At 66.7% G+C, this 19,472-nt stretch carries 21 protein-coding genes; 6 read left to right on the plus strand and 15 right to left on the minus strand.

All coding sequences use genetic code 11. The annotated features are described in order from the left end of the window. Positions 1-90: 90 nt before the first annotated feature. From MZC64_RS23995 to MZC64_RS24045, 11 genes are all read right to left on the minus strand, one after another. Positions 91-3,894: a serine-rich protein gene (locus MZC64_RS23995; protein WP_247759620.1), complete on the minus strand. Its 3,804-nt coding sequence runs from the start codon at positions 3,892-3,894 to the stop codon at positions 91-93. Next, positions 3,891-4,421: a hypothetical protein gene (locus MZC64_RS24000; RefSeq protein ID WP_247759619.1), complete on the minus strand. Its 531-nt coding sequence runs from the start codon at positions 4,419-4,421 to the stop codon at positions 3,891-3,893. Before MZC64_RS24000 ends, MZC64_RS23995 begins: the two co-directional genes overlap by 4 nt. A gap of 2 nt (positions 4,422-4,423) precedes the next feature. Continuing rightward, positions 4,424-4,600, minus strand: coding sequence for a hypothetical protein (locus tag MZC64_RS24005; RefSeq protein ID WP_247759618.1), 177 nt, complete (start codon positions 4,598-4,600; stop codon positions 4,424-4,426). Positions 4,601-4,634: 34 nt separating this feature from the next. Next, complete coding sequence (locus MZC64_RS24010; RefSeq protein ID WP_247759617.1) at positions 4,635-5,789, minus strand: hypothetical protein; 1,155 nt, start codon at positions 5,787-5,789, stop codon at positions 4,635-4,637. A 317-nt stretch (positions 5,790-6,106) separates the two neighbouring features. Then, positions 6,107-6,508 carry a hypothetical protein gene (locus MZC64_RS24015; protein ID WP_247797741.1) on the minus strand — a complete coding sequence of 134 codons (402 nt, stop codon included), beginning with the start codon at positions 6,506-6,508 and terminating at the stop codon, positions 6,107-6,109. Between the two features lie 397 nt (positions 6,509-6,905). Then, entirely contained in the window at positions 6,906-7,247 is a 342-nt protein-coding gene (locus tag MZC64_RS24020; RefSeq protein WP_247759615.1) for a hypothetical protein, read from the minus strand. A 175-nt stretch (positions 7,248-7,422) separates the two neighbouring features. Further along, positions 7,423-8,175 (minus strand): Crp/Fnr family transcriptional regulator, encoded by a 753-nt coding sequence (locus MZC64_RS24025; protein WP_247759614.1) that lies wholly within the window; start codon positions 8,173-8,175, stop codon positions 7,423-7,425. 129 nt (positions 8,176-8,304) lie between these two features. Next, positions 8,305-8,655 carry a hypothetical protein gene (locus MZC64_RS24030; protein WP_247759613.1) on the minus strand — a complete coding sequence of 117 codons (351 nt, stop codon included), beginning with the start codon at positions 8,653-8,655 and terminating at the stop codon, positions 8,305-8,307. Between the two features lie 245 nt (positions 8,656-8,900). Continuing rightward, entirely contained in the window at positions 8,901-9,134 is a 234-nt protein-coding gene (locus MZC64_RS24035) for a hypothetical protein (protein ID WP_247759612.1), read from the minus strand. Further along, positions 9,131-10,144: a ParB N-terminal domain-containing protein gene (locus tag MZC64_RS24040; protein WP_247759611.1), complete on the minus strand. Its 1,014-nt coding sequence runs from the start codon at positions 10,142-10,144 to the stop codon at positions 9,131-9,133. The genes MZC64_RS24035 and MZC64_RS24040 overlap by 4 nt, the downstream gene beginning before the upstream one ends. Then, positions 10,141-10,929: a cellulose synthase operon protein YhjQ/BcsQ gene (locus MZC64_RS24045; RefSeq protein WP_247759610.1), complete on the minus strand. Its 789-nt coding sequence runs from the start codon at positions 10,927-10,929 to the stop codon at positions 10,141-10,143. Before MZC64_RS24045 ends, MZC64_RS24040 begins: the two co-directional genes overlap by 4 nt. Positions 10,930-10,982: 53 nt before the next feature. On the opposite strand from MZC64_RS24045, the gene MZC64_RS24050 reads away from it, so the two are divergent. From MZC64_RS24050 to MZC64_RS24060, 3 genes are all read left to right on the plus strand, one after another. After that, the gene (locus MZC64_RS24050) at positions 10,983-12,077 is read left to right on the plus strand and encodes a hypothetical protein (RefSeq protein WP_247759609.1); all 1,095 of its coding nucleotides are present in this window, start codon (positions 10,983-10,985) and stop codon (positions 12,075-12,077) included. Positions 12,078-13,708: 1,631 nt separating this feature from the next. Then, positions 13,709-14,263 (plus strand): AlpA family transcriptional regulator, encoded by a 555-nt coding sequence (locus MZC64_RS24055; protein WP_247759608.1) that lies wholly within the window; start codon positions 13,709-13,711, stop codon positions 14,261-14,263. A gap of 392 nt (positions 14,264-14,655) precedes the next feature. Next, on the plus strand, positions 14,656-15,060 hold the full coding sequence (locus tag MZC64_RS24060; RefSeq protein ID WP_247797742.1) for a hypothetical protein: 405 nt from the start codon (positions 14,656-14,658) through the stop codon (positions 15,058-15,060). Positions 15,061-15,070: 10 nt separating this feature from the next. Here MZC64_RS24060 and MZC64_RS24065 read toward each other — a convergent pair whose 3' ends face one another. The 4 genes from MZC64_RS24065 to MZC64_RS24080 all read right to left on the minus strand — a co-directional run bounded on the left by MZC64_RS24065 (position 15,071) and on the right by MZC64_RS24080 (position 17,377). Further along, positions 15,071-15,268: a hypothetical protein gene (locus MZC64_RS24065; protein ID WP_247759606.1), complete on the minus strand. Its 198-nt coding sequence runs from the start codon at positions 15,266-15,268 to the stop codon at positions 15,071-15,073. Between the two features lie 59 nt (positions 15,269-15,327). Further along, positions 15,328-15,633, minus strand: a complete 306-nt coding sequence (locus MZC64_RS24070; protein WP_247759605.1) for a hypothetical protein — start codon at positions 15,631-15,633, stop codon at positions 15,328-15,330. Positions 15,634-16,123: 490 nt separating this feature from the next. Beyond that, entirely contained in the window at positions 16,124-16,492 is a 369-nt protein-coding gene (locus MZC64_RS24075; protein ID WP_247759604.1) for a DUF397 domain-containing protein, read from the minus strand. Between the two features lie 24 nt (positions 16,493-16,516). Continuing rightward, positions 16,517-17,377, minus strand: a complete 861-nt coding sequence (locus MZC64_RS24080) for a helix-turn-helix transcriptional regulator (RefSeq protein WP_247759603.1) — start codon at positions 17,375-17,377, stop codon at positions 16,517-16,519. A 277-nt stretch (positions 17,378-17,654) separates the two neighbouring features. Between MZC64_RS24080 and MZC64_RS24085 the strand changes: the two genes are divergently transcribed. The 3 genes from MZC64_RS24085 to MZC64_RS24095 are packed head-to-tail and all read left to right on the plus strand — an operon-like array spanning position 17,655 to position 19,130. Then, a complete protein-coding gene (locus MZC64_RS24085; protein ID WP_247759602.1) occupies positions 17,655-18,098 on the plus strand; it encodes a hypothetical protein in 444 nt (147 codons plus the stop codon). Next, complete coding sequence (locus tag MZC64_RS24090) at positions 18,095-18,820, plus strand: hypothetical protein (RefSeq protein WP_247759601.1); 726 nt, start codon at positions 18,095-18,097, stop codon at positions 18,818-18,820. Before MZC64_RS24085 ends, MZC64_RS24090 begins: the two co-directional genes overlap by 4 nt. Then, on the plus strand, positions 18,807-19,130 hold the full coding sequence (locus MZC64_RS24095; RefSeq protein ID WP_247759600.1) for a hypothetical protein: 324 nt from the start codon (positions 18,807-18,809) through the stop codon (positions 19,128-19,130). Before MZC64_RS24090 ends, MZC64_RS24095 begins: the two co-directional genes overlap by 14 nt. The last annotated feature ends 342 nt before the right edge of the window (positions 19,131-19,472 follow it).

Here is a 19,472-nt window from a genome sequence, read left to right on the forward strand (position 1 = left end):
GGCTTCAGTTGCCCGGCAGGGATGCGGCGTTGGTCCCATGCAGACCACTACAGGCAAGCGACGAAGCGCCGTTGGTCATCGACCACGAGATCAGCCGACAAGTCCAAGATCGGCGTCGGTGGGGCGAGGGAAGTCGACGGCGTCGATGGCCACCAGCACCGGCGCTCCCTCGATCCAGTCCCTCGTGGGGCGGCGTTTGATCACGGCCCAGCCAGTGGGGATCTCGGAAAGGAACTGCTGGAGATCGCGGTGGTCGTAGCGGCCGTCTTTGCCCAGCTTGGCCATGACACGTTGTTTTGACTCGTAGCTGTCGGCGGAGTGCACGGCGACCAGGCCGGCACAGTTGATGGCTTGCTGGGACAGGTTTTCAGGGCTTTGCACCACCAGCATCAAGGCCAGGCCGAGGCTGCGCCCCATCGACAGGCACTGGTCGAACACTGTCTGCTGAACGCCGCTGACGTCGGGGTCGCGTTCGTGTGGGAGGTAGTCGTTGGCCTCCTCCAGCACCACCATCGTTTCTGATAGGCGGCCGGGGTTGTCGCGGGCGAAGGCGAAGACGGCGGTGAAGATCGCGGCCAGGACGAAGGCGCCCATCTGGGCGTCCAGGTGCGCGGCCTCGAAGATGACGCAGTCGCCGCGGCCGACCAGCTCGGCGATCTCCAGGGTTTCGCTGGCGGGTGTCCCTGGTGGATCAGGCAGGAAGATCCCCGCGCCGAATACCCCACGTTGGAAGAATTGCAAGCGGTTCTGGATGACGTTGTAGCCGGTGACCAGGTCTTTGCTGGTAGTAGCGCGGCGGCTGATGCTCTCCAGGTGCTTGTCGATCCACTCGGCCATGTCCGCCATGCCGACGAAGCGGGACAGTGTGGGGCGTTCGTAGACAGTGGCCGTGTCGCCGCGATCCGGGTCCGGGCGTGATTGGGACCAGAGGGCGTTGAGGGCTTGCCAGAGAATGCCGCGGCCGCGGTGGCCGAGCTGGCCGACCTTGGCCATGGTGTCGCAGATGGCGTCCCGGAACACATTCGGTGCGACCCCTGGTGGGATGCGCAAGAGGTTGTAGCGCAGGTACGGGTTGGGGATGCCGGTGGTCGGCTGGTAGCCAGCCGGGTGCTCGCGGGAGAGATCGTAGAAGCGGAATCGATGACGCTGATCGGCGGGCAGTGAGTGGTACAGGCGGCGCCAGTCCGACTTGCGGTCCAGGGCGAGCACGCCGCGGGAGACCTGGTGTGGAGTGGGGAGGCCGGTGTCGGGGTTGATGGTGGTGAGGGTTTGGGTGGTGTGCAGCCATTCGTGGGCCAGTCGGATGCCGGTTTCGGTTTTGCCTCGGCCGGTGGAGCCGGTGATCAGGGGGTGGAGAAGGCCGTTGTGGTGGTCGGTGACGGTGAGGCCGAAGCGTTCGGTGGAGACCACGGCGCGCTGGGTGTCCACGACGTGGCCGAGGTGGATCTCTGTGTTCCCGGTTTGGGGGAAGACCAGCACTGGGACGCGCATGGCGGCTGCGGCGGCGATACCGGGGACGTCGATGCGGGGTGGGGTGGTCAGGACGGCGACTTCGTGGGAGAGCAGGGCGGTGGCGTAGTAGTGCGGTTCCATGACCTCGGGGCGGAGGTCGGCGTGGGCGCAGGGACTAAAGACGCGGGCGTGCTCGACGAGGTGTTCGGACTGGGTGTGGGTGAGGTTGTCGGCGACGCAGAACGGTTGCGGGACTGGGGTTTTCTGTCCTGGTGCCCAGAATGACGATGTGAGCAGGCCGGCGGCGGAGGCCGCGGTGTCGGCATCGGGGACGAGCATGTAGCCCTGGGAGAGCCACATGCCTTCCTCATGACCCAGCGCCAGGCGGTTGACTTGGGCGGTGAGGATCTTGGTGACCTGGTCGGCCATGGCGTCCAGAGTCTGTCGGGAAGCGCCCATGCCGAGGGTGGGGACGAACGACAGCGACCCCGCGGTTTGGGAGTTGCGGGCGAAGGACTGAGACAGGGCATCGGAGCGGCCGTAGGTGTCGCCGAGGCTGTGTCCGAGGCTGTTGGTGACACCGTCGGCCATGCTGCGGGAGCGGCCGTTCTGCTGGGATACCGACTCCTGCTGGGCCACGCTGTGGGTGCGGGAGTTCGCGGTGGACTGCTGGATTCCGTTGTTCTCTCCGACGCCTTCGGTCCAGCCGCGGTTGTTGCCGACGGAGTTGGTGGTGCCCAGGCTGGTGGACTCGGTGCCAGTGAGGCTGGTGCCGCTGGTCACTCCCTGGGTGCGGCCGATACTCGAGCCGCTCTGCTGGCTGGTCCCCTCCGAGCCGGTTGTGCTCCACCCTTGATTTGCCGAGCGGGAGACGCCGTTGGCGTAGCTGGAGTTGACGCCGTGCGAGTTGGATGTGCCCTCGGTCTGGGATTGCGAGGCGGTGATCCCATGGTTACCGCCCACGCTGGTGCTGGAGCTGGCGCCGTGCTGGGCGGTGTAGCCGATCTGGTCGCTGGTGCCCGAACTGGTGTTGAGGCTGACGCCCAGGGATCCGCCGAGATTGCGGCCGGAGTTCTCGCCGTGGACGGCCGACATGCTGGAACCGGCCGAGCGGCTCGTTCCTTCCGACCAGTTCTCACCGCGGGTCTCGCCGCCGCTGATGCCGCGGGAGGAGTTCTCTCCACGTGTGTCGCTGGTCCCGTGGGAAACGGTGTCAGTGGTGCCGCCTGATATCCCGCCGGATTTGCCGACCGTGACATTCTGGTTGTGGCCAGTGCTCTGGTTGACGCTTTGGTTGATCGCGTCGTTGGTGCCGCTGCTGGTGCCCTGGCTGATGCCTTGGGTGTCTTGGCGGGAGGCCCCATCGGTGGTGTTGCGGCCGCCGGTAAGGCCTTCGCTGTGACTCCAGCCCTGTTGTGCGCCTTGGGTATCAGTGATGCCGACACCGTCTGTGCGTGTTCGCCCGGTGGTGTGGGTGGTGGCTTCGGAGACGCCGTCGGTGGCGGTGCGGGAGGTGCCCTGGGTGGCGGACTGGCTGTCGCTGGCACCGTCGTTGACACCGAAGCTGTGTCCAGTCCCGTGGGCATCACCGGTGGCGGTGGAGAACATCATCGGCAGACCCACACCCGCGCTGATCGAGCGCTGCCCGTGCACCTGAGAGGCCACTGTGGACAGTTGCTCGGCCGCGGCGGAGAGCCGGTCGGTGATCTGGCTGAGAGTGACCGGGCTGGCCATGAGCACCAGGAGGTAGCCGGGGCCGCCGAGCATGCCGCGGATCAGTTCCTCCACGCCCTCTTCGATGTCGGGGGTAGCCGGGGTGGTGCTGGTGACCGAGGTGCGCAGGTCCTGTCCGGCGTCGCGGCGCGGCATCGGGATGCCGCGGATGGGAAGTACGTGGGACCACTGCTGCTGGGTGTGCAGAAGCCAGTCTGCCTCTGGTGGGCGCAGAGCGCGGAAGCGGATTTGTGGATAGGTGCCGGTGAGCTGACTCGACAGGGATGCGTAGTGCCGGTCGGCTTGTGTCTGGGCTTCGGCCAGAGTCTCCCCTACGCCTTGCACGCCCATGAGGTGCAGCACGCCGTGACCTGCGGCACCGGTGTCGCCGAGCACGCACACATAGTGGATCTTCTGCATCCAGAGCGCTCGCACCAGGTCACGCTGGTCGTCGTATTCGCTGGAGCGCTTGCGAATACTGACATCCACCGGCATCCGCACGATCCGCAGGAAGCGCACGACCTTGATGCGGGTCATCCACTCGGTCTGGCCGTGGTCACGTACGCGCAAGCGGTAGGCGAGGTGCCGGATCTCGCTGCGGTTGGTCGGATCCGGGGTGATGCCGACCGAATCGACGAGCAGGTCCTGGTATTCGGCCAGCGGGGTGCCGGTGATGGCGCGCAGGCCGCGGCTGGTGCCGGGGCCGATGAGGCGGTTGATGAAGTTCATGGCTGGAATCGATCCTGTCTGCGGGCGTGGCGGACGATGTGGTCGTAGCGCTGGGTCCGACCGTGCAGCCGCCACCGCTGGGTGAGCCAGAGCGTCCAGGCGAAGGGGACGGAGATGATCGCGTAGACGAACAGGCTGGGCAGGTGGCCGCCGAGGAGGCTTTGCGCGGTGGCGGAGAATTCCGCGCCGAAGGCATCGCTGACGCCGCGTTTCCCCGCCCCGGAGAACAGGGTCAGGGTGAGGCGGACGGCGAGGGTGCCGGCGCAGAGCACGGCGATCCAGCAGCGGGTCTCGTGCCGGATCTCGGCGGCGACGTTGGGCAGCAACGCTGACGCGGCGATGCCGGTGATGAGCAGGTACAGCGCGACGTAGAGGATCGCCGGGGAGTGTGTGTAGGCCGAGACTGCCCACACTGTTACGGCGAGGACGGCGTGTTTGCCGAGCACGGCCGGGGTGTCGACGGTGGGTTCGTGTTCGGGCCGGTGGTCGGTGTGTCGTGGGGTGAGGTCCGTTGAGGTGGTGGACATGGCTATACCCGGAAGGTGCGGACCTTCGCCGCGGAGCGGCGGGCCGCGCGCAGTTCCTGGCCGGCCAGGATGGCGCAGGCGAGCACGAGGGCGAGCAGGTGTATGCCGTTCAGCAGCGCGAGGGCCAGGGTGTGCAACCCGTTGGCCATGAGTACGGCGGTCAGGGCGAGCAGGCGCATGGTCGTCTCTCCTCATCGGGTGGGTGGAGAGAGGTCAGGTAACGCGCGGGTGCTCCGGTGGCGGCGTACTGGGCTCGTCCATCCAGATCCGCTTGACCAGTTGTGGTTCATAGCCGGCTGCCTGAACCAGCGGGCCCCAGTCACGGTCATCGGCGCCCTCATGCGGGCGGAGTCCGGCGACAGCGAGTCCCGTGGCGGCATCCCGGTTACGGGCCCGCGTGAGGAGTTCACGCAGGAGGGGTTCCTGCTCGGGTAGCCACGGCAGGAGCCAACGGGCCGGCATGGTCGGTCCGTTCCTGTTGCGCAGGCGGAACAGTGGCAGCGCTCCGGCTTTGCGGTTGGCAACGGTGACCTGATGGTCTCGTGCCGCAGTGGCGAGGATACGAAGCAGCTGCCGCCCGGTGGTGACAGGTACGTGCTCAACGGCGGACAGGGCCGCGGTCACGGGTGATGGTTTGCGTGGACCCAGTGCGGCGCCGACATGGTCGGCGAAGTCGCGGAGGCTGTCCTCCACGGTTAGCAGGGCGGCGCCCTCTGGGTCGTGCAGAGCCACCAGGCCGTGCTCGATGAACTCCTGGAGCAACGACCGGGCGCGCGGCGTCGGTGCCGCGCCGAGCAGTTGCGGACGTGTCCAGGCTGCACCGGACCACAGTCGTTGCAGGAGTTGTTGTCCCCATTGGGGTTGGTAGTGCTTGGCTACCGCCTGCCAACGGTTCTGGGTTGCTGGCGGAGGGGATGTCCGGTCGTGCTCGGCCCATTGGCGGTACCACTCGTAGGGGCGTGACAGCGTGGGTAGTGCCTGGCTGCGGGTGGTGATGTGGTCGCAGAGCCGATCTACTCCACGGGACAGTTCACGGCGATCGTGCTCGGCCTGAGTACGGGCTTCGGTTTCCTTCTCGACCTGCTCCCGCAGTGCACGGACTCGGTCGAGGTTGCTTTGGTCGTCACGCTGGTGGCGTTCGGCGTGCTGAGCTGCCTGCGTTTCCAACTCGGCGTTGCGCTGGCGGAGGGTGGCCAGTTCCGTCTCCACCGAACTCGCGACGGTGGTGCGGATCTCGGCGTCTTTCATGGCCTCCCACTGCGACAACGCGTTGAGCAGGGTGGCGTTGTCGGTGTACGCGTTCAGCGGATGCCCGAGCTGTTTGAGCTTCTCGGTGCGTAACGGATGCCTCGCCTTGAGGTGGTCCACTACTCGCCGTCGGAGGTCTTGCAGGTTGTCAGAGTCGGTGAGACCTGTTTCGTAGTAGGCGATGCGTGCTTGCTGTTCTCTGGCCAGTATCAGGGCGTAGTCACGGCAACCCTGGCAGTGCTGGTTATGTCGCCGGGTTGCCGGCCTCTGGCCTGTCCCTGTGCTGAATCCCGTGTCGGCACCGGCCTGGACTGCGCTGGCGGCTGGGTCGCCCAACGGCTCGATGCCGGATGGGGTAGGTGAGGCCCTGTCGGCGTTTGGCCTGCCGAAGGCAGGGTCAAGTCGCCAGTGATGGCGACCTGGTTCGGCGGGTCGGTTCATCGGTGTTCCTCGGTGAGGGTGAAGCCGGCCCGGCGTAGTCCGTCCTGATAGGACTTGAGGTAGGCCACCAGGGATTGGGCGTACTGGGTGTCCAGGGTTTGTGCCGCCAGCAGTGCCTGGTGCTGGTCCTGCGTGTTCTTGGCGGTAATCGCCTTCTGCAATGCCTCGTAGTGCTGAGCGAGCAGGGTGGCCATGGCTAGCAACCGGGTGTGGCTGTCGCCGAACTGGGCGGGGATCTTCTTGTTTTCCCCTACGGTGCGCAGTTCGGTGACTCCGGCCTGTAGGAGTTGTCGCAGCGTGCCCAGGGAGCGGTGGACCGGTTCGGTGTTGAGGTTGCGGGCGTTGTGAGTGAGCACTGCCCGCATCGCTACGTCGTTGTCCATGATCTGGCCGGTCAAGGCGTCGATTCTGGTGACGTAGTCCAGTGCTTGGGCTTGCGGTGCGTCGAGTCGGAGCGGGACACCCTGGAGATCGCGGGTAACGACGGACCCGATCGCCGCGGCCAGTGCCGCCGCGAACAGGCAGGCGCGTGCGAAGGTGTGCCGTCGGCGCGGCCGACGGTCTGTTGCGGTCCCGGTGCGGTCGCTCTCGGGTGGCGGGCCGGCGGGTGCGGGCCGTGGAAGGTCGTGGCTTGTCACCGTGGGGTAGGTAACGCGGAAGTTGGGGGTTGGGTGTTGCCGGACCATCACGGGTCCGGCAACACCCGGCAGCTGATCTGTTCGCAGCGCATCTCACCGTCTGGGGTCCGGACCCGGTGCCCGTCGCGAAACAGCACAGCTCTGGATCACACTGCTGTTACTGGAATCCGCACTTCGGACAACCAAGCCCGCCGCAGAGCCCGGAGTGCATCGCGCTGCTGACCAGCCGTTCAGCGGCGGCGCGCAGTTCAGCCCCAGTCCCAGCTTCGTTCTGCCACCAAAAGTTGAACGCAACCGTGATCGGCGCATTATGAGTAGCCCACGGATAGACCGAGTCGTTGGTATGCATGACAGGCTCGGTAATCAACAGCGCCTTGGCGATGTCGTTGAGCGATTGGATAATGTGAACATTCTCAGGCGAGACATGGCGAATCCCGCGAGTGCGGAGATAGTTGCTGTCCCAGACCTTGCCGCATCGGTAACATGTTAACGCGGTCACGTTTGCCGCACCGCCAGTTCGTAACGTTCGTTCATGGTGTTCCTGGCGCACCAGTACCCGGATGGGCCGCCAGGGATGACCACCACCTTCGGTGTGGATCGAGGCTCCCTGGTGTGGAGCGCCTGTTGCGGACGATCGCCCGGCGCACATGGATCACCACGTGCCGATGCGAGCCCTAACGTTCAGTGACGTATCGGGTCAGCTTCTCCGGTTCCTGGATGTACAGGACACCGTTGTCCACGCGGATCCAGCCCTGTTGGCGAAACCGCGCCAGCACGCTTCGCACCTGGTCTCTACACGCACCGACCTGATCGGCGAGTTCGCGGTGAGTCATTCCCAGCTTTACGGTGCACACGTCATCTTGGACTTCACCGTAGTCTTTCCAGCACTGCAAGAGCAGCTTCGCCAGGCGGCCGGGCAGGTCAGCACATCGCAGGTGACATAGTTCGCGGTAGGATCGGCGTTGTTCCCGGGATAACTCCCGCAGCATCGCGTAACCGACCTCCGGATGCCTACGGATCCAGCCATGCAGTCTGCGACGACCAATGGCAAGGACGAACAGGTCAGTCCGAGCCACCGCTGAAGTCGCCCGAACTGTGTGCCCCAGGAAGTCGATCTCGCCGAAGGTCTCGGTCGGGCGCCGAATGGCAAGAAGGCGGTGACCGTTGACGTCGCAAGCGGCCCTGGTGAGCATCACCTGACCCGAAATGATGATGTACATGCGGTCGGAACGTTTTCCCTCGGCGTACACGAGCTTGCCGCGACCGTAGTTCCTGCGTTCCAGGTTGACCGCGAGAGTCCTCGCCGCAGGCGCGGGCGCGTCGGCGAAGATCGGACACCGCGTGAGCATCCGTTGAAATGCATCTGATTGCATGGCATGCCCTGGCACACCAGGACTTCCGCTCGGTGCCGTGGCCTCGACGGCCACGGCACCGAGCGAGAGCCGCCAGGGGTCGCACCGCCTTTCGAGATGTCGAGGGTGGTTCCCCTGGCGTGGGGAGCATGACCGTGCCTAAAGCGGATTCATCAACTACGGCAAGAGGAGCACCGCGTGCTTCTACGGTGTGAAGCCGCAGTCCAGGCAGCCCTTGCCCTCACAGGTCGCCTGGTACGCGGCGTCCTGCACCAGGCGTGCCGCTGCCTGGGCCACTTCGTCCTCGTTGGCGTAGTCGCAAAGCCACCAGTACCTGAACGCATCGGTGATAGGCGTCAGGCTGGTGGACCACGGGTACACCCGTCCGGCCTGGCTGACGGTCCGGTCCGAGCTGTTCGGCCGACTGTCCTCGATGATGTCGAGCTGCCGGATCACGCTGTCCGCGTTGATTTTGAGATGGGAGACAGATTGATTGCGGAGATAGGCGATGTCCCAGCCAGCTTTGCAGCGGGCGCACACAATCAACTCTTCCACCGACTCACCGCCCAGGCCTGCAGGCCGGCAAGCTGGTCTGAAGTGGACAGTCCTGATGTTCCGTATGTTGCGTGCATAGTTTTCCTGGCGCGCCAGAACCCGGATGGGCCGCCAGGGATGACCACCACCTTCGATGTGGAGCGCGGCTCCCTGGCTTGGAGCGTCTGTTATGGACGGTTGTGCGCTGTGAACGAGTCAACGTGCGAGTCCGCCCACAGGCGAACGCGGAGGTTGGTAACGCGCCGTCAAGCTCTTGGCTGGGCCCGTGCGGTGTGCCACCACAAAACCTGTTCGATCAGGGCCAGCACGGGGATGATCATGAGTGTGATCCAGCCGAAGCGTGGATAGGCGAAGACGCCAAGACACAGGGCGCACGCGAGGAAGTGCGCCCCAGCGAGGAACCTCTGTGCGTGCCACTGGGCTCCGCCAGGGATGAGCAGGCCGAGCAGAAGTCCGAAGAGGACGGTGCGCAGGCTCATGTGGTGTGCTCCCTCTGCTCATCCCGCCAGCGCTGCGCCTCCGCGGTCAACAGGGCGTAAAGCCGGGAACCCGAGGACGCGGGCAGCTGATTGCGGAGCCGCTCAAGGTCGCTGAGCACAGTGACGAGCTGATCCCACAGCCGGTCGAACTCCCTCACGCGCGAGGGGGTCTGCGTGGGAGGGGGGCCAATTGGCCCCCCTCCCACGGCAAGCGCGTCCTTCGGGGCGGAGCCCTGCGGCATGGGGCGTGGTGGCGATCCGGGCGAAGGGCGCGCGGGTGCGTGTTGGTCGGCAGATGGGGATGCCAGCGGAGCGACGGCGGGTTCGGCGGTGGTGGTCGTTGTGGTGTCCGGCAGGGTTCCGGTGGCAGCGAAGGTGTTCTGGCTGTCGGGGTCGGCGGCGAAGGCAGTCGCCTGTGCCCAGGTTGCGTCGGCGGTGTTGAGCCAGGCAGCTACTGCGGGGTGCCAATGCGGCCGGCGGTCGCGGACGGCGCGGTAGATCCGCCAGTACCGCTTGAGGGTGGTTTCGGGCAGGTGCATGATCCGGCCGATGGCGTTGCGGCCGCGGTTGCAGGGCGGAGTAGCCAGCCGGTCGATGGTGTTGAGGGTTTCCAAGATGCTCAGGTGTTTGCGGTGGGCATTCTCCGACGCCTGGGTCTGGATGACCTCGGCGAGGATGGTTTCGGTGAGCGGCCGGGGATCGACGAAGGCGAGGATGGTGGGCAACCCGAGCCTGCGGTGGGCCAGCAGTCGGCCATTGCCCTTGACCAGGGTCCAGGTGTCGTCGCTGTTGGGCACTACTTCCACGGGGTGGGTCAGGCCGAAGGTGTCGATGTTGTCGGCTAGGCCGGCGATGGTCTCCTCGTCGGCATCGACGCCACAGACCTGGATGCATCGGGTTATGGCGGTGATCGGGATGGGGATAGCGGTGCGGTCGCCGGTGCCGTCGCCGAGGTCGCCGAGCACCGACGTGCGGTCGGAGTCGACGACATCCTCGACGGGCTTGTTCACCGGTTCTCGTGCTCCCGCTTCGATGGGGGGAGTTGCTCGTGGACCCAGGTGGCCAGGGCGGCGGAGGTCTGGTGGGTGGTTCGGGCGTTGCCCACGCTGAAGGGGGATCGGCCGTGGCGCAGGGCGTTGGTGACCCAGCCGTCGTGGCTGACCTGTACTGGGCACAGCCGGAGCTCGCGTGGGTCGGCGGTCGCGGTGAGCTCGTCCAGGAGTGCCGATTCGCTGGGGTCCTTGCGGATCCGGTTGAGCACGGTGTGCACCTGGCCGCGGGCGTGGCGGGTCAGCTGCCGGTGGGCGTGGGTCAGGGTGCGCAGGCCGAAGGCGTTGGCTACCACGTGCAGGACGAGGTCGGCGCTTTCGACGAAGGCCAACGCGCAGGGCGCGGGCAACTTCACGGTGTCGATGACGATCCAGGCCAGGCCGGCTTCCTCAGCGGCGGCGCGGACCCGGTCCGGGTCGCACAGCGGCTGCCCGGTCGGCCGGGTCAGCAGGCGGTCTGGGGCGAGGTAGTAGCCGTGCGGAGCGGTGGTGATCTCGTGGAGGGTCTGGCTCGGTGGCCGGGTGCCGTCAAGGAAGTGCCGCACGGTGCCGTGGCCGGGTTGGATGGGCACGGCCAGGATCTGGGCGCCGTCACCCTGTGGTTCGTAGTCGGCGAGCAGGGTCGGCGCGTGCTGGGCCAGGCCGTGGGTGAGCAGTGCGGCGACGTGGGTGGCGCCGACGCCGCCCTTGAACTTGGTGACCAGGATGAGCATGAGCACTCGCTTCGCGGTTGGACTACCTCTCATCTGTGACAGTCGGCAGGGCCGCGCTGAGCGTGGCCCTGCCGACTGTCTTTGTCATGGACGCCGATCTGTACCCCGGTCAGGCTCTGCAGACCGCCCGCGCGGTCGGCCTGCTTCTGCCACGATCTCGGCCGGTCATCGCCGCAGACTGGCGGCCGCTGTGGTGGGCGATCTCCGAGGTCGGCTGGGTTGATGACGATCTCGTTGGCCGACTTGGCCGCAGCCAGCCGGTGCAGGACGCAGAAGAGGTCCGTCGGCAGCTTCGCAGGCTGTACGAGGTGGGCTGGCTGACCAGCGAGCAGGGACGCGGGCGTCCACGGCGCCCGCTTGCGCTCACAGCGCGCGGGCGGGAGGTAATGGAGTGCTTTCCACCCCACTCGCCAAACTGGACCACGTCGGCACGGGAGGTCGCGCGCCGAGCGTTGGCCGCGGTCTTCCGCCAGGCAGCAGGTCCGGTGATCGCCGTGGAGGCGGTAGAGGAGGTTCTCGCTACCGGCGCGCGGTGGGGCCGAGTGGTGCACGAGCGCGATGTCCGCATGGTGCTTCTCCAATGGCGTCGCGACCGCCTGGTCCGGTTTGTTCGCCCAGCGTCAGGTCGGTGGCTGTGCACCGAGTTGGGCCACCGCGCCCTTCGATCAGTGGCCAGGGCGGCCGGTGAGCACCTCCCCCGCTACCCAAAACGTGCGGATCAGGACCACGACCACATGCTGCTCCGCTCGGTGCTACAGATCGCCGATCTCTGCCCGAACGTCGTTGGCGTGATCCGGCTCGCCCGTCGTACTCAACTGGCCGGTGCGGAGTCACCTTGGATCCTGCCGGACGGCCTGGTCGGCTTCGGTACCGAAGCCGGCCTGCTGGTAGTGGCCCTAGAGATCGAACGTCGTAGTCGTTACCCGAACCTCACCCGTCACATCGCCAACTACGGCCAGCTCGCGCACCAGTGGCCGTGGTGCCGGATCTTCGTGGCCGTGGTGACGGCCAGAGTGACGGCCGGACGGCAGGCAGTGCTAGCTGAGGCACTCGAGACCGCGGTCTCCAGCTACCCGGGAATCCTGTTGACCACGGTGGCCACGACTGTGGCTGCGCTGCCTAACCGGCTAGCGAACCAGGGCGTGCAACCGGAGTCCACGGTGTTCGCACCGCCGGATTGAGACACCGAACCAGGCCGCGCGGGGTCTGCTAAGCGTCCAGAAATAGTGTGGGAAATTCCCGGCGACCAATCGGGCGAACGCGGCCCTGACCTGCACAAAGGAGGGCGAAAAGCATGAAGGCTGTCATGCTTGTATGGGCCGGTAAGGCCCATACTTTGGGCGGCCTGTTGGGCCGCCTTTCCCTCGGGTGCGGCCTAATGCCGCACCCGCCCGCGGTACGCCGGGCGAGGCGAGCAACGCTGCTGGAGATCGCTGGTCAACGTGATCTGCCTCGCCCCAGCCGGGCGAGAGTGCGCGACACGCCGACCTCGGGACGCCGGGTTGTTGTCAGGCAGGAGCCCGCCTACCCGAACTCGAGTAGTTGGAACCCCGCATCCGGCTGACTTGAGTATCGTGCCCCAAGGGGCCGCAACAACGGCACCACCCAGGCGACCTCCGCTCGACGTGAGGTTTGCCCGGTGACTCGGAGACTTTCAAGCATGGTCCGATAGGACCTGATCAGTAGACGTTTCCCTGACTTCGGCCGCGGTCGGCAGCATTGTCCTGCGCACCGGAGCGCCCGCTGAGCCCAGTTGCTCGGTGAGATCGCGGCCGAGCCGGGGCCGGCTGGCTCGAACAGCACGCCGCCGGACTTGCGAACGATCTTCACACCACCCAAAATCGAACACATATTCGATTTCAAGGTGCAGGTGAACCCCGAACTGGCCCGGATTCGTGGCCCCGCGGTACCGGTGTGGGCTGACCTGGCAGAACTGTACTGGCACGGTTTCCTCAACGACTCGCCTTCGCACGTAATGCTTGTCCGACGACACGGCCTTGTGCTCACCAGGCGCGTTCCCGCTCACCTGCACGCTTGGCTCCGTACCAGCGACGGATACTGGGCCGGCCTGGTGTCCTACCTCGTCGAATCGGGCCAGGGCAGCGCGATACCACCGCTAGAGATCCGGAACCTGGTGCCCCAGCGAGTACTCCGCCCGCGAGCACCAGAAGAGCGCGGGTCGCAAACACGGACCTGACCCTGGTCCCGCGCGGGCTCGGGCCGGATCCTGACTCGGATTTCCGAACCTCAACGCCGCGGCAACGGCGCCCAACGGGCGCAGCGACCAGGACGAACCCGACCACGAAACAAGGACCCATGACACAGACCTGCTCGATCCGCCTGCCGACATAGACTGGGACCAGCCAGCGCGGCAGCGCGCACTCGGGCCGGGCAGCCACGCGGCGACCGAGGAAACCCGGGACAGGCACCAGTGCGGGACAGGTTGGGTTTGACGGACACACCTCGGTGGCGTGCAACACCATGCCCGTGCGATGCCCCACCGCTACGCCGACCCGAGAGGGCCTTCCTCAGCTGCAGAACGTTGAAGATGAAGTACGAGCCCTGGCCCCACCACACCGGTAGAGTGCCTAGTGCGGTCGCCTATGGTGCGCGGCCGTACTGGTCTGCAGCGCCCACCACAGTGGGCTCGCCCCACGCCAGTGGGGATGTTTCCCGACCAGATCCGGAACGGCCTCGGCCGTGACCGAGTTGTCCCCGCACTCGCGGGGTGGCACCGCCACCCTCGCGCGTCCCGGAGGACGACTATGCCCCACCGCTGCCAGCGCGCCTGGCCTGCCTTGGCCGGCCCACGATGACCCGCTACCTCACCGTCGCCGAGGCCGCCGAGCGCTCCGGTCTGGCCGAAAAGACCGTCGTCCGCTATATCACCCAGTCCCGGATCCCGGTGCCGGATCGCATCGTGGGAGGGAGTCCACGGTGGAAGGCTTCCACGATCCGGGACTGGCTGCGTAAGCGCAGTCCGCGGCCCGCGCCGGTGGCCGCCTGCGGCACACCGTCAGGCTGGCGTGCCGGATGCGACTGCCCGGACTGCACCCAGGCCCACACCGACGACACGCGGATCTGGCGGCGGGACCGCGCCCGGATCCCGGAGGAGATGCGGGAGGCGATACTGGCTGACATCGCCGCTGGCGGCCGCATCACCTCTGTCGCCGCTGAATACGGCCTGACCCAGCAAGCCCTCCACGGCCAGGGACGAGTCGATGAGCAGTGGCGAGACGACCTGGATGAGGCGCTGAGGGCCGGGCGTGACCCCGGGCTGATCCACGGCACCGCCGGAGCCTGGCGGCACGGCCAGTGCCGATGCCCGGACTGCCGCGAAGCTCAGCACGGACCTCGCTCGAGCTGAGCCCGCCAACCGAGTGGCCACAGCTAGCACAGTCAGCCGCCTCGAATGCTGCTTCTCCGTCATCCGCGGAGAACTCCTCCGCCGTCGGAGGTCGTCGCAGGCTACTGCCAGCCAGCCGCGCTACACTACCTATGGCAATCCTTGCTCCGCGCCAGCGGAGGTGTTCCGGCGACCGTGTGGCGACATGCGCACGACCGCGACAGGATTGTCCCCTCCACACCTCGTGGAGAACAACTACCGGGCAACCGGCTGACCTGCGTCCCCTCGGAACGTTGTCCCTGCATCTTGCAGGGTTGGTCCGGTACCGGTGCACCCGGCAGACGGCTAGCTGGCCGACCGTCCTCGCGCCAGTGAGGCTGCGCTTATCGGTTCTGGCCCCGGAAACCGCCTACATGGGGCAACTCCGGGGCCAGACCCGTATCCGGTCCCGCTCCGCCGCCGGGCCGGGGTGGCATTCTCTCCAGCATGGTGGCACTGCGCTGTGCACGCTCGGCACCGCCCGCGCCCAACTCCACACCGCGCTGCTTGGCGCGGCGACCGCCGCCGTGTACGCCGAGACCGGGCACTCGGACGCCGAGGTATTCAGCTGCGGTATCAAGGCCCACGCCGTTGCCCTGGCCCACCAGGTCGCCGAGCAGTCCGGGCTCCTCTGCGGCGCAGAGGTCTATCAGGCCGGCCATCCCGTAGCCAAGGCACAGCGGGACATCGCCTGGCTGCTGCGCGCCGACGGCCACGGCGACGAGCTGCATCGCCGTCTAGGCCGCCATCACCTCGGTCAGGCCGGTGTGCGGCGGTGACCCGGACGGCTCAGCCGCGCCACACCCACGGTGGACTGACCGGCGGCGGGGCGGGGGCGATGACGAACCCGAGGCTCGGCGTCCAGGAGTCGCCGTCGCCACCCTGCTCCCGGCACACCAGCTCCAGCATGCTGGAGCTGTCGGCGTATCCGTCCTCGCAGGCGAGGTAGATCGTGGCGGTGTGGCCGGACCGGAGCCCGGTGAGCACATCAGCCCGGCTGTCGGCCTCGCCGCGCTGCCAGCGCTGCGGATCGTGGATGCCGGTGATCAGGGGCCGGACGCCGTCAGAACCACCGTTTCCAGTGGTGGTCCGCTGACCATGGTCAAGGCTAGCCGGGCGGCCCATGACCCGATCTCGCCGGCAGCGTGGACCGCAGTCAGGGCGAACTGCAGGGTCCGCCGGTCCTGACGGTCTTGCCGCATCAGCGCGATCTGCGCCTCCGCAGCCTCAGCATGCCGCTGGGCGTACTTGGCCTGATTCTTCGCCGAGTACGCCGCCCAACTGGCGACACCCACCGCCACCGCCGCTACCAGCGCGCCTGCGAAAGTGGCGTAGTCGCCGAGGGCGCTCATACCGGACCGATCCGGTGGCCCTCTTGCACTGAGCCACCTGGCCGTGCTCGGCGGCCCACCCCGCCGCATGCAGCCGCGCCACCAGCAGTGGCTTGATCCGATCCTGGACTAGCGCGGCCAGTTCCTCCAGGGTGTACCAGTCCACCGGGGCGACCTCCGGCCGCTGCCCCGCAGCCGTTGCTGGGCGCTGGTGAACGTGTCCGCGGTGGCACCGGCCTCCGGCCTGCGGCTATGGCACGCCAGCGCCAGGCCGCGAAGCCCCGATGCTACCGAGCGGCCCGAATCGAGACGTAGGTGTCGCGGAGCCTTTCGGCGATCAGGGCGTAGGCCTAGTCGAGTTCGGCGATCTTGCCGTCGCCAGGGGTGCGCAGCGAAGAACTCCGCGCACCGCCACCCCGTCGGGCGCGGTGACGGAGGCAGGAGCCGCCTCAGCCGATCGGAGCGAAGGTGAGTTCGGTCCATGTCCCGCTCTGGCGCTGGGCCTGCCCCCTCAGTCAGCTTGTTGCACCACGTTGACCAGGTTCGCCGAGGCGAACTCCCCCGCCTGAGCCCCCTGTTGGAATGCCCGGACCTCGCCGCGAGTGAAGCTCAGCAGCTTGCCAGTCGTCAACTCGCACAGCGTCCAGCCGTCGGCATCAGCGGAGACGTGCACGGCACCGTTGGTGTTGGTGATCTGATCCGAAATCACCTCCGCGAGAAACATCAGCCACTGCTCGGTTGTGAACTGGAAGATCGGCCCGTCAGGCTGGCGGCTGTGGCGGAACTGAATGCCTAGGGGTGCCGGCGCCACGGCGAAGCACTCGTCACCATCCTTGCTGAAGCTTGACGTTCGCCAACCACCACTTGTCGCGGGGACCATGAGGGGGGTTCCTCCGATTCGATCTCATGCAGCCAGGCGTGCGGCAATCGCCTCAATGGAGGCTTTCTGGGACAGTGCGATGGCTCTGATCTGCTGTTCTACGTCAGTGTAAGGCTGGACTCGAGCATGATCCGTGACGTACTTGGCGTCGCCGAGCATCTCGATGAAGACCACCGGCCCGGCCGAGCGCTGGCCGTTGCTGGTGTTGAACGACAGCGTGGCGAACCGGCCATCGAGCGCGTCGTGTCCTCCGACAGATGTCGGCAGGATCAGAACATCGACGTTGGGGCGTTCGGCCATGGTGATCAGGAACCGCAACTGCTCGGCCATGACCGCCGGTGGGCCTGCGGGACGATCAAGGACGTGCTCCTCGATCACCGTGGTGAAGTGGAGGTCGCCGTCGAGTACGCGCTCTCGGCGGGCCATGCGGAGTTCGACAAGTCGTTTCGCATCTGCTGGGCGTACCCGCGCAGACCCTGCGGTCATGCCGTGGGAGTAGTCCTCCGTCTGCAGCATCGCCGGGATGAGTAGCGGCTGGTATCTGAACACCGCACTCGCGAAGCCTTCGCAGCCGATGAAGATCCTGTTCCGTTCCGGGATGAGCCTGCTCCACTTGGCCAGCCAGTCGGTTTCCGGTGGTGGCCAGCTCGCCAGATCGATGAGGCGACGCGCGACGTCGGAGGGCTGTCCGTAGAAGTCGAGCATGGTGGCGATCTGCTCGTCTTCCGGGAAATGCAGGCCCTTCTCGTACTGGCTGACCATGCTTTGTGAGATGCCCAGAGCCTTGGCTACCGCTGCCTGCGTCACCTTGGTCACCGCGCGGTAGTTGGTCAGCTCGACCCCAACCAGCCACTTGCGGGCGAGGACGTCGTCGCGAACCGTCACCGAGCCACCTTCCGTCGCGCCTGTACTCAGCGTGACATCAGTGTGCACGGTCACTGGGTGTGCAGGCACCACACACCACCCAGTAGGGCTACTGTATTAGCTACTACAAAAGCTACTATAGGACTGCGGTTCGCGGGAGAACCGTAGTCGACCTGGTAGCGGGGCGATACCACCCCCAACGTTCATCAGCCCCTGCCGGCTCGACGCGAGTGGCGAAGCTGACCTGCTTCCCTCCGGGGCAGCTTCGTCACCTCCAGGCCAGCGACCGGGAGTGGTGATGAGCGTTCTCGCCAAGATCGCTGCGACATCCGCTGAGATTCCGTGCCGGGATGGCCGCGGCCGCCGGAGAGCCGCTGCCGTAGGCGTCACGCCGTACAACGACATCGCTCTGCTGCTCCCGGGCTCGGACTCCGTAGTTCTGCCCGTGCCAGCGGCCGTCCTGTTGCGTGAGGTGCTCCGTGACATTGCCCAGCGCGCGCTATGTGGCCCCACCGGGGTGTCCGTGGACCTCCGGTACGCCGATCGCACAGGAAGCATCCGCCATCTGACAGTGCAGGCCGAGCGCCTGCAGGTAGCCCTGATCGCGCCCACCACGAGTCGTCCCGATGACACTGTGCTGGTTCTGGAGCCGCTGTGCGTCGGCCGACTCCGCAGGGCCCTGCGATCGGGTATCGCCCAAGCGCGGCGCCAGCAGTTGGACGCAACGGCGGTGAGCGCATGATCGCGTCCTCGCTCCGGCCGGAAGATCTGCTCTTCACCTACGTCCGGATCCTGCCTGGCCTGAACCGGACGGATCCACGGGTGCATTTCGTCGAGCAACCCGACAACTCGTTGCCCGATCTTCCCGACCGAGACCTCCGCACCTTGTGCGGGCTGGGCCCGATGTGGCGGCGTGAGATCGATATCTGCCCAGGCCTCGGCCCGCGCCCCTGTGCCGACTGTATGAGGATCTCGATCGCCCCCGAGGGGCCGCCGGTCACGGTCGAGCAGTGGCTACTGGTGCTGCTGACCTGCAATCGCAAGTGGAATCGGGCCATGCAGGTTCAGGTGCCCGGCGCGGAGGAACGCTCAATCAGCAGTGCTATCGACGGCACGGGTCTAGTCATGATCACCTTGCCGCCATTCGGTGACAGCACTGTCGTCAGGTTCAACACTCTGTGGACCGGCCTGTCAACAGGTGAACAGGTCCTCTGGCGGTACCGGGTGCCACAGCGGCTTGCGCTGGAGTGGGCGCTGTCCGGCCACCTCCACGACGACGCGCTGCTGGCCGAATGGGCCGGACCCCGGAGAACCCTCGATGACTCTGCAGATGGCGGCCAACCCACCGGTCACCGCTCGGCGGTATCCCCCGCTACACGGCCCCGCTTCCACGCCTCCCGATCTGAAGTGGGATCAGCCCTCGATGTGGCGTACTACCAAGGAGATCCCTGTGCCGGATCATGAAAGCTATCACCGCCGTGAGGCCACGCGGTACGGCACCAAGACCGGGTTCGTGGTCTCTGGGCTGGGTGCCGTCGCCGCGCTTGTTCCCACCCTGGTGTTGCACCCCGGCCCCTGGGACGCCATGACCCTGCTGGCAGCGGCTGGTATCGGAGGCGCCGTAACCACTGCGGCCACCGCTGCGGCATTCGCCAACTCTGGTCCTGTGCCCAGTCGTCCGCCGATTGTTCAACCGCGTATCGCCGCCGCCGTCGTCGGCCAGTTCGCCGTGGTGCTCACGGTGCTCTCGTCTTGCTTGATCAGGAACCTGTGAACGTCGCATTCCGTTGAGTACCAGACGATCTGGAGAATCAATCATGATCCCTGTCAAGCAGCTTCAGAGGCCAGTCGCGCTCCGCGGTGTCACAAGTGCCGCCGATTCCGCCGCAGTGCTCAGGATGACCTGGCTGCCGCCTTCACATCGTGGCAGTCGACAACTAGTCCAGTAGTCCGTGCGCGTAGCCCCGAAGCTCTCCGGGCGCGGCTCCGGTGGCCGAGCCTGACGCGCGAGGACTGCCGCTGTGTCACTGAAACCATCCGAAAGGCGGCCCGGATCGGGACCGCTCACCGGCTTACCTTCGCCCGCACCGCTGAAAGATGAGCCAGGTACCGACCA

The organism is Crossiella sp. S99.2 (genome assembly GCF_023094165.1).
Classification (GTDB): Bacteria; Actinomycetota; Actinomycetes; order Mycobacteriales; family Pseudonocardiaceae; genus Crossiella.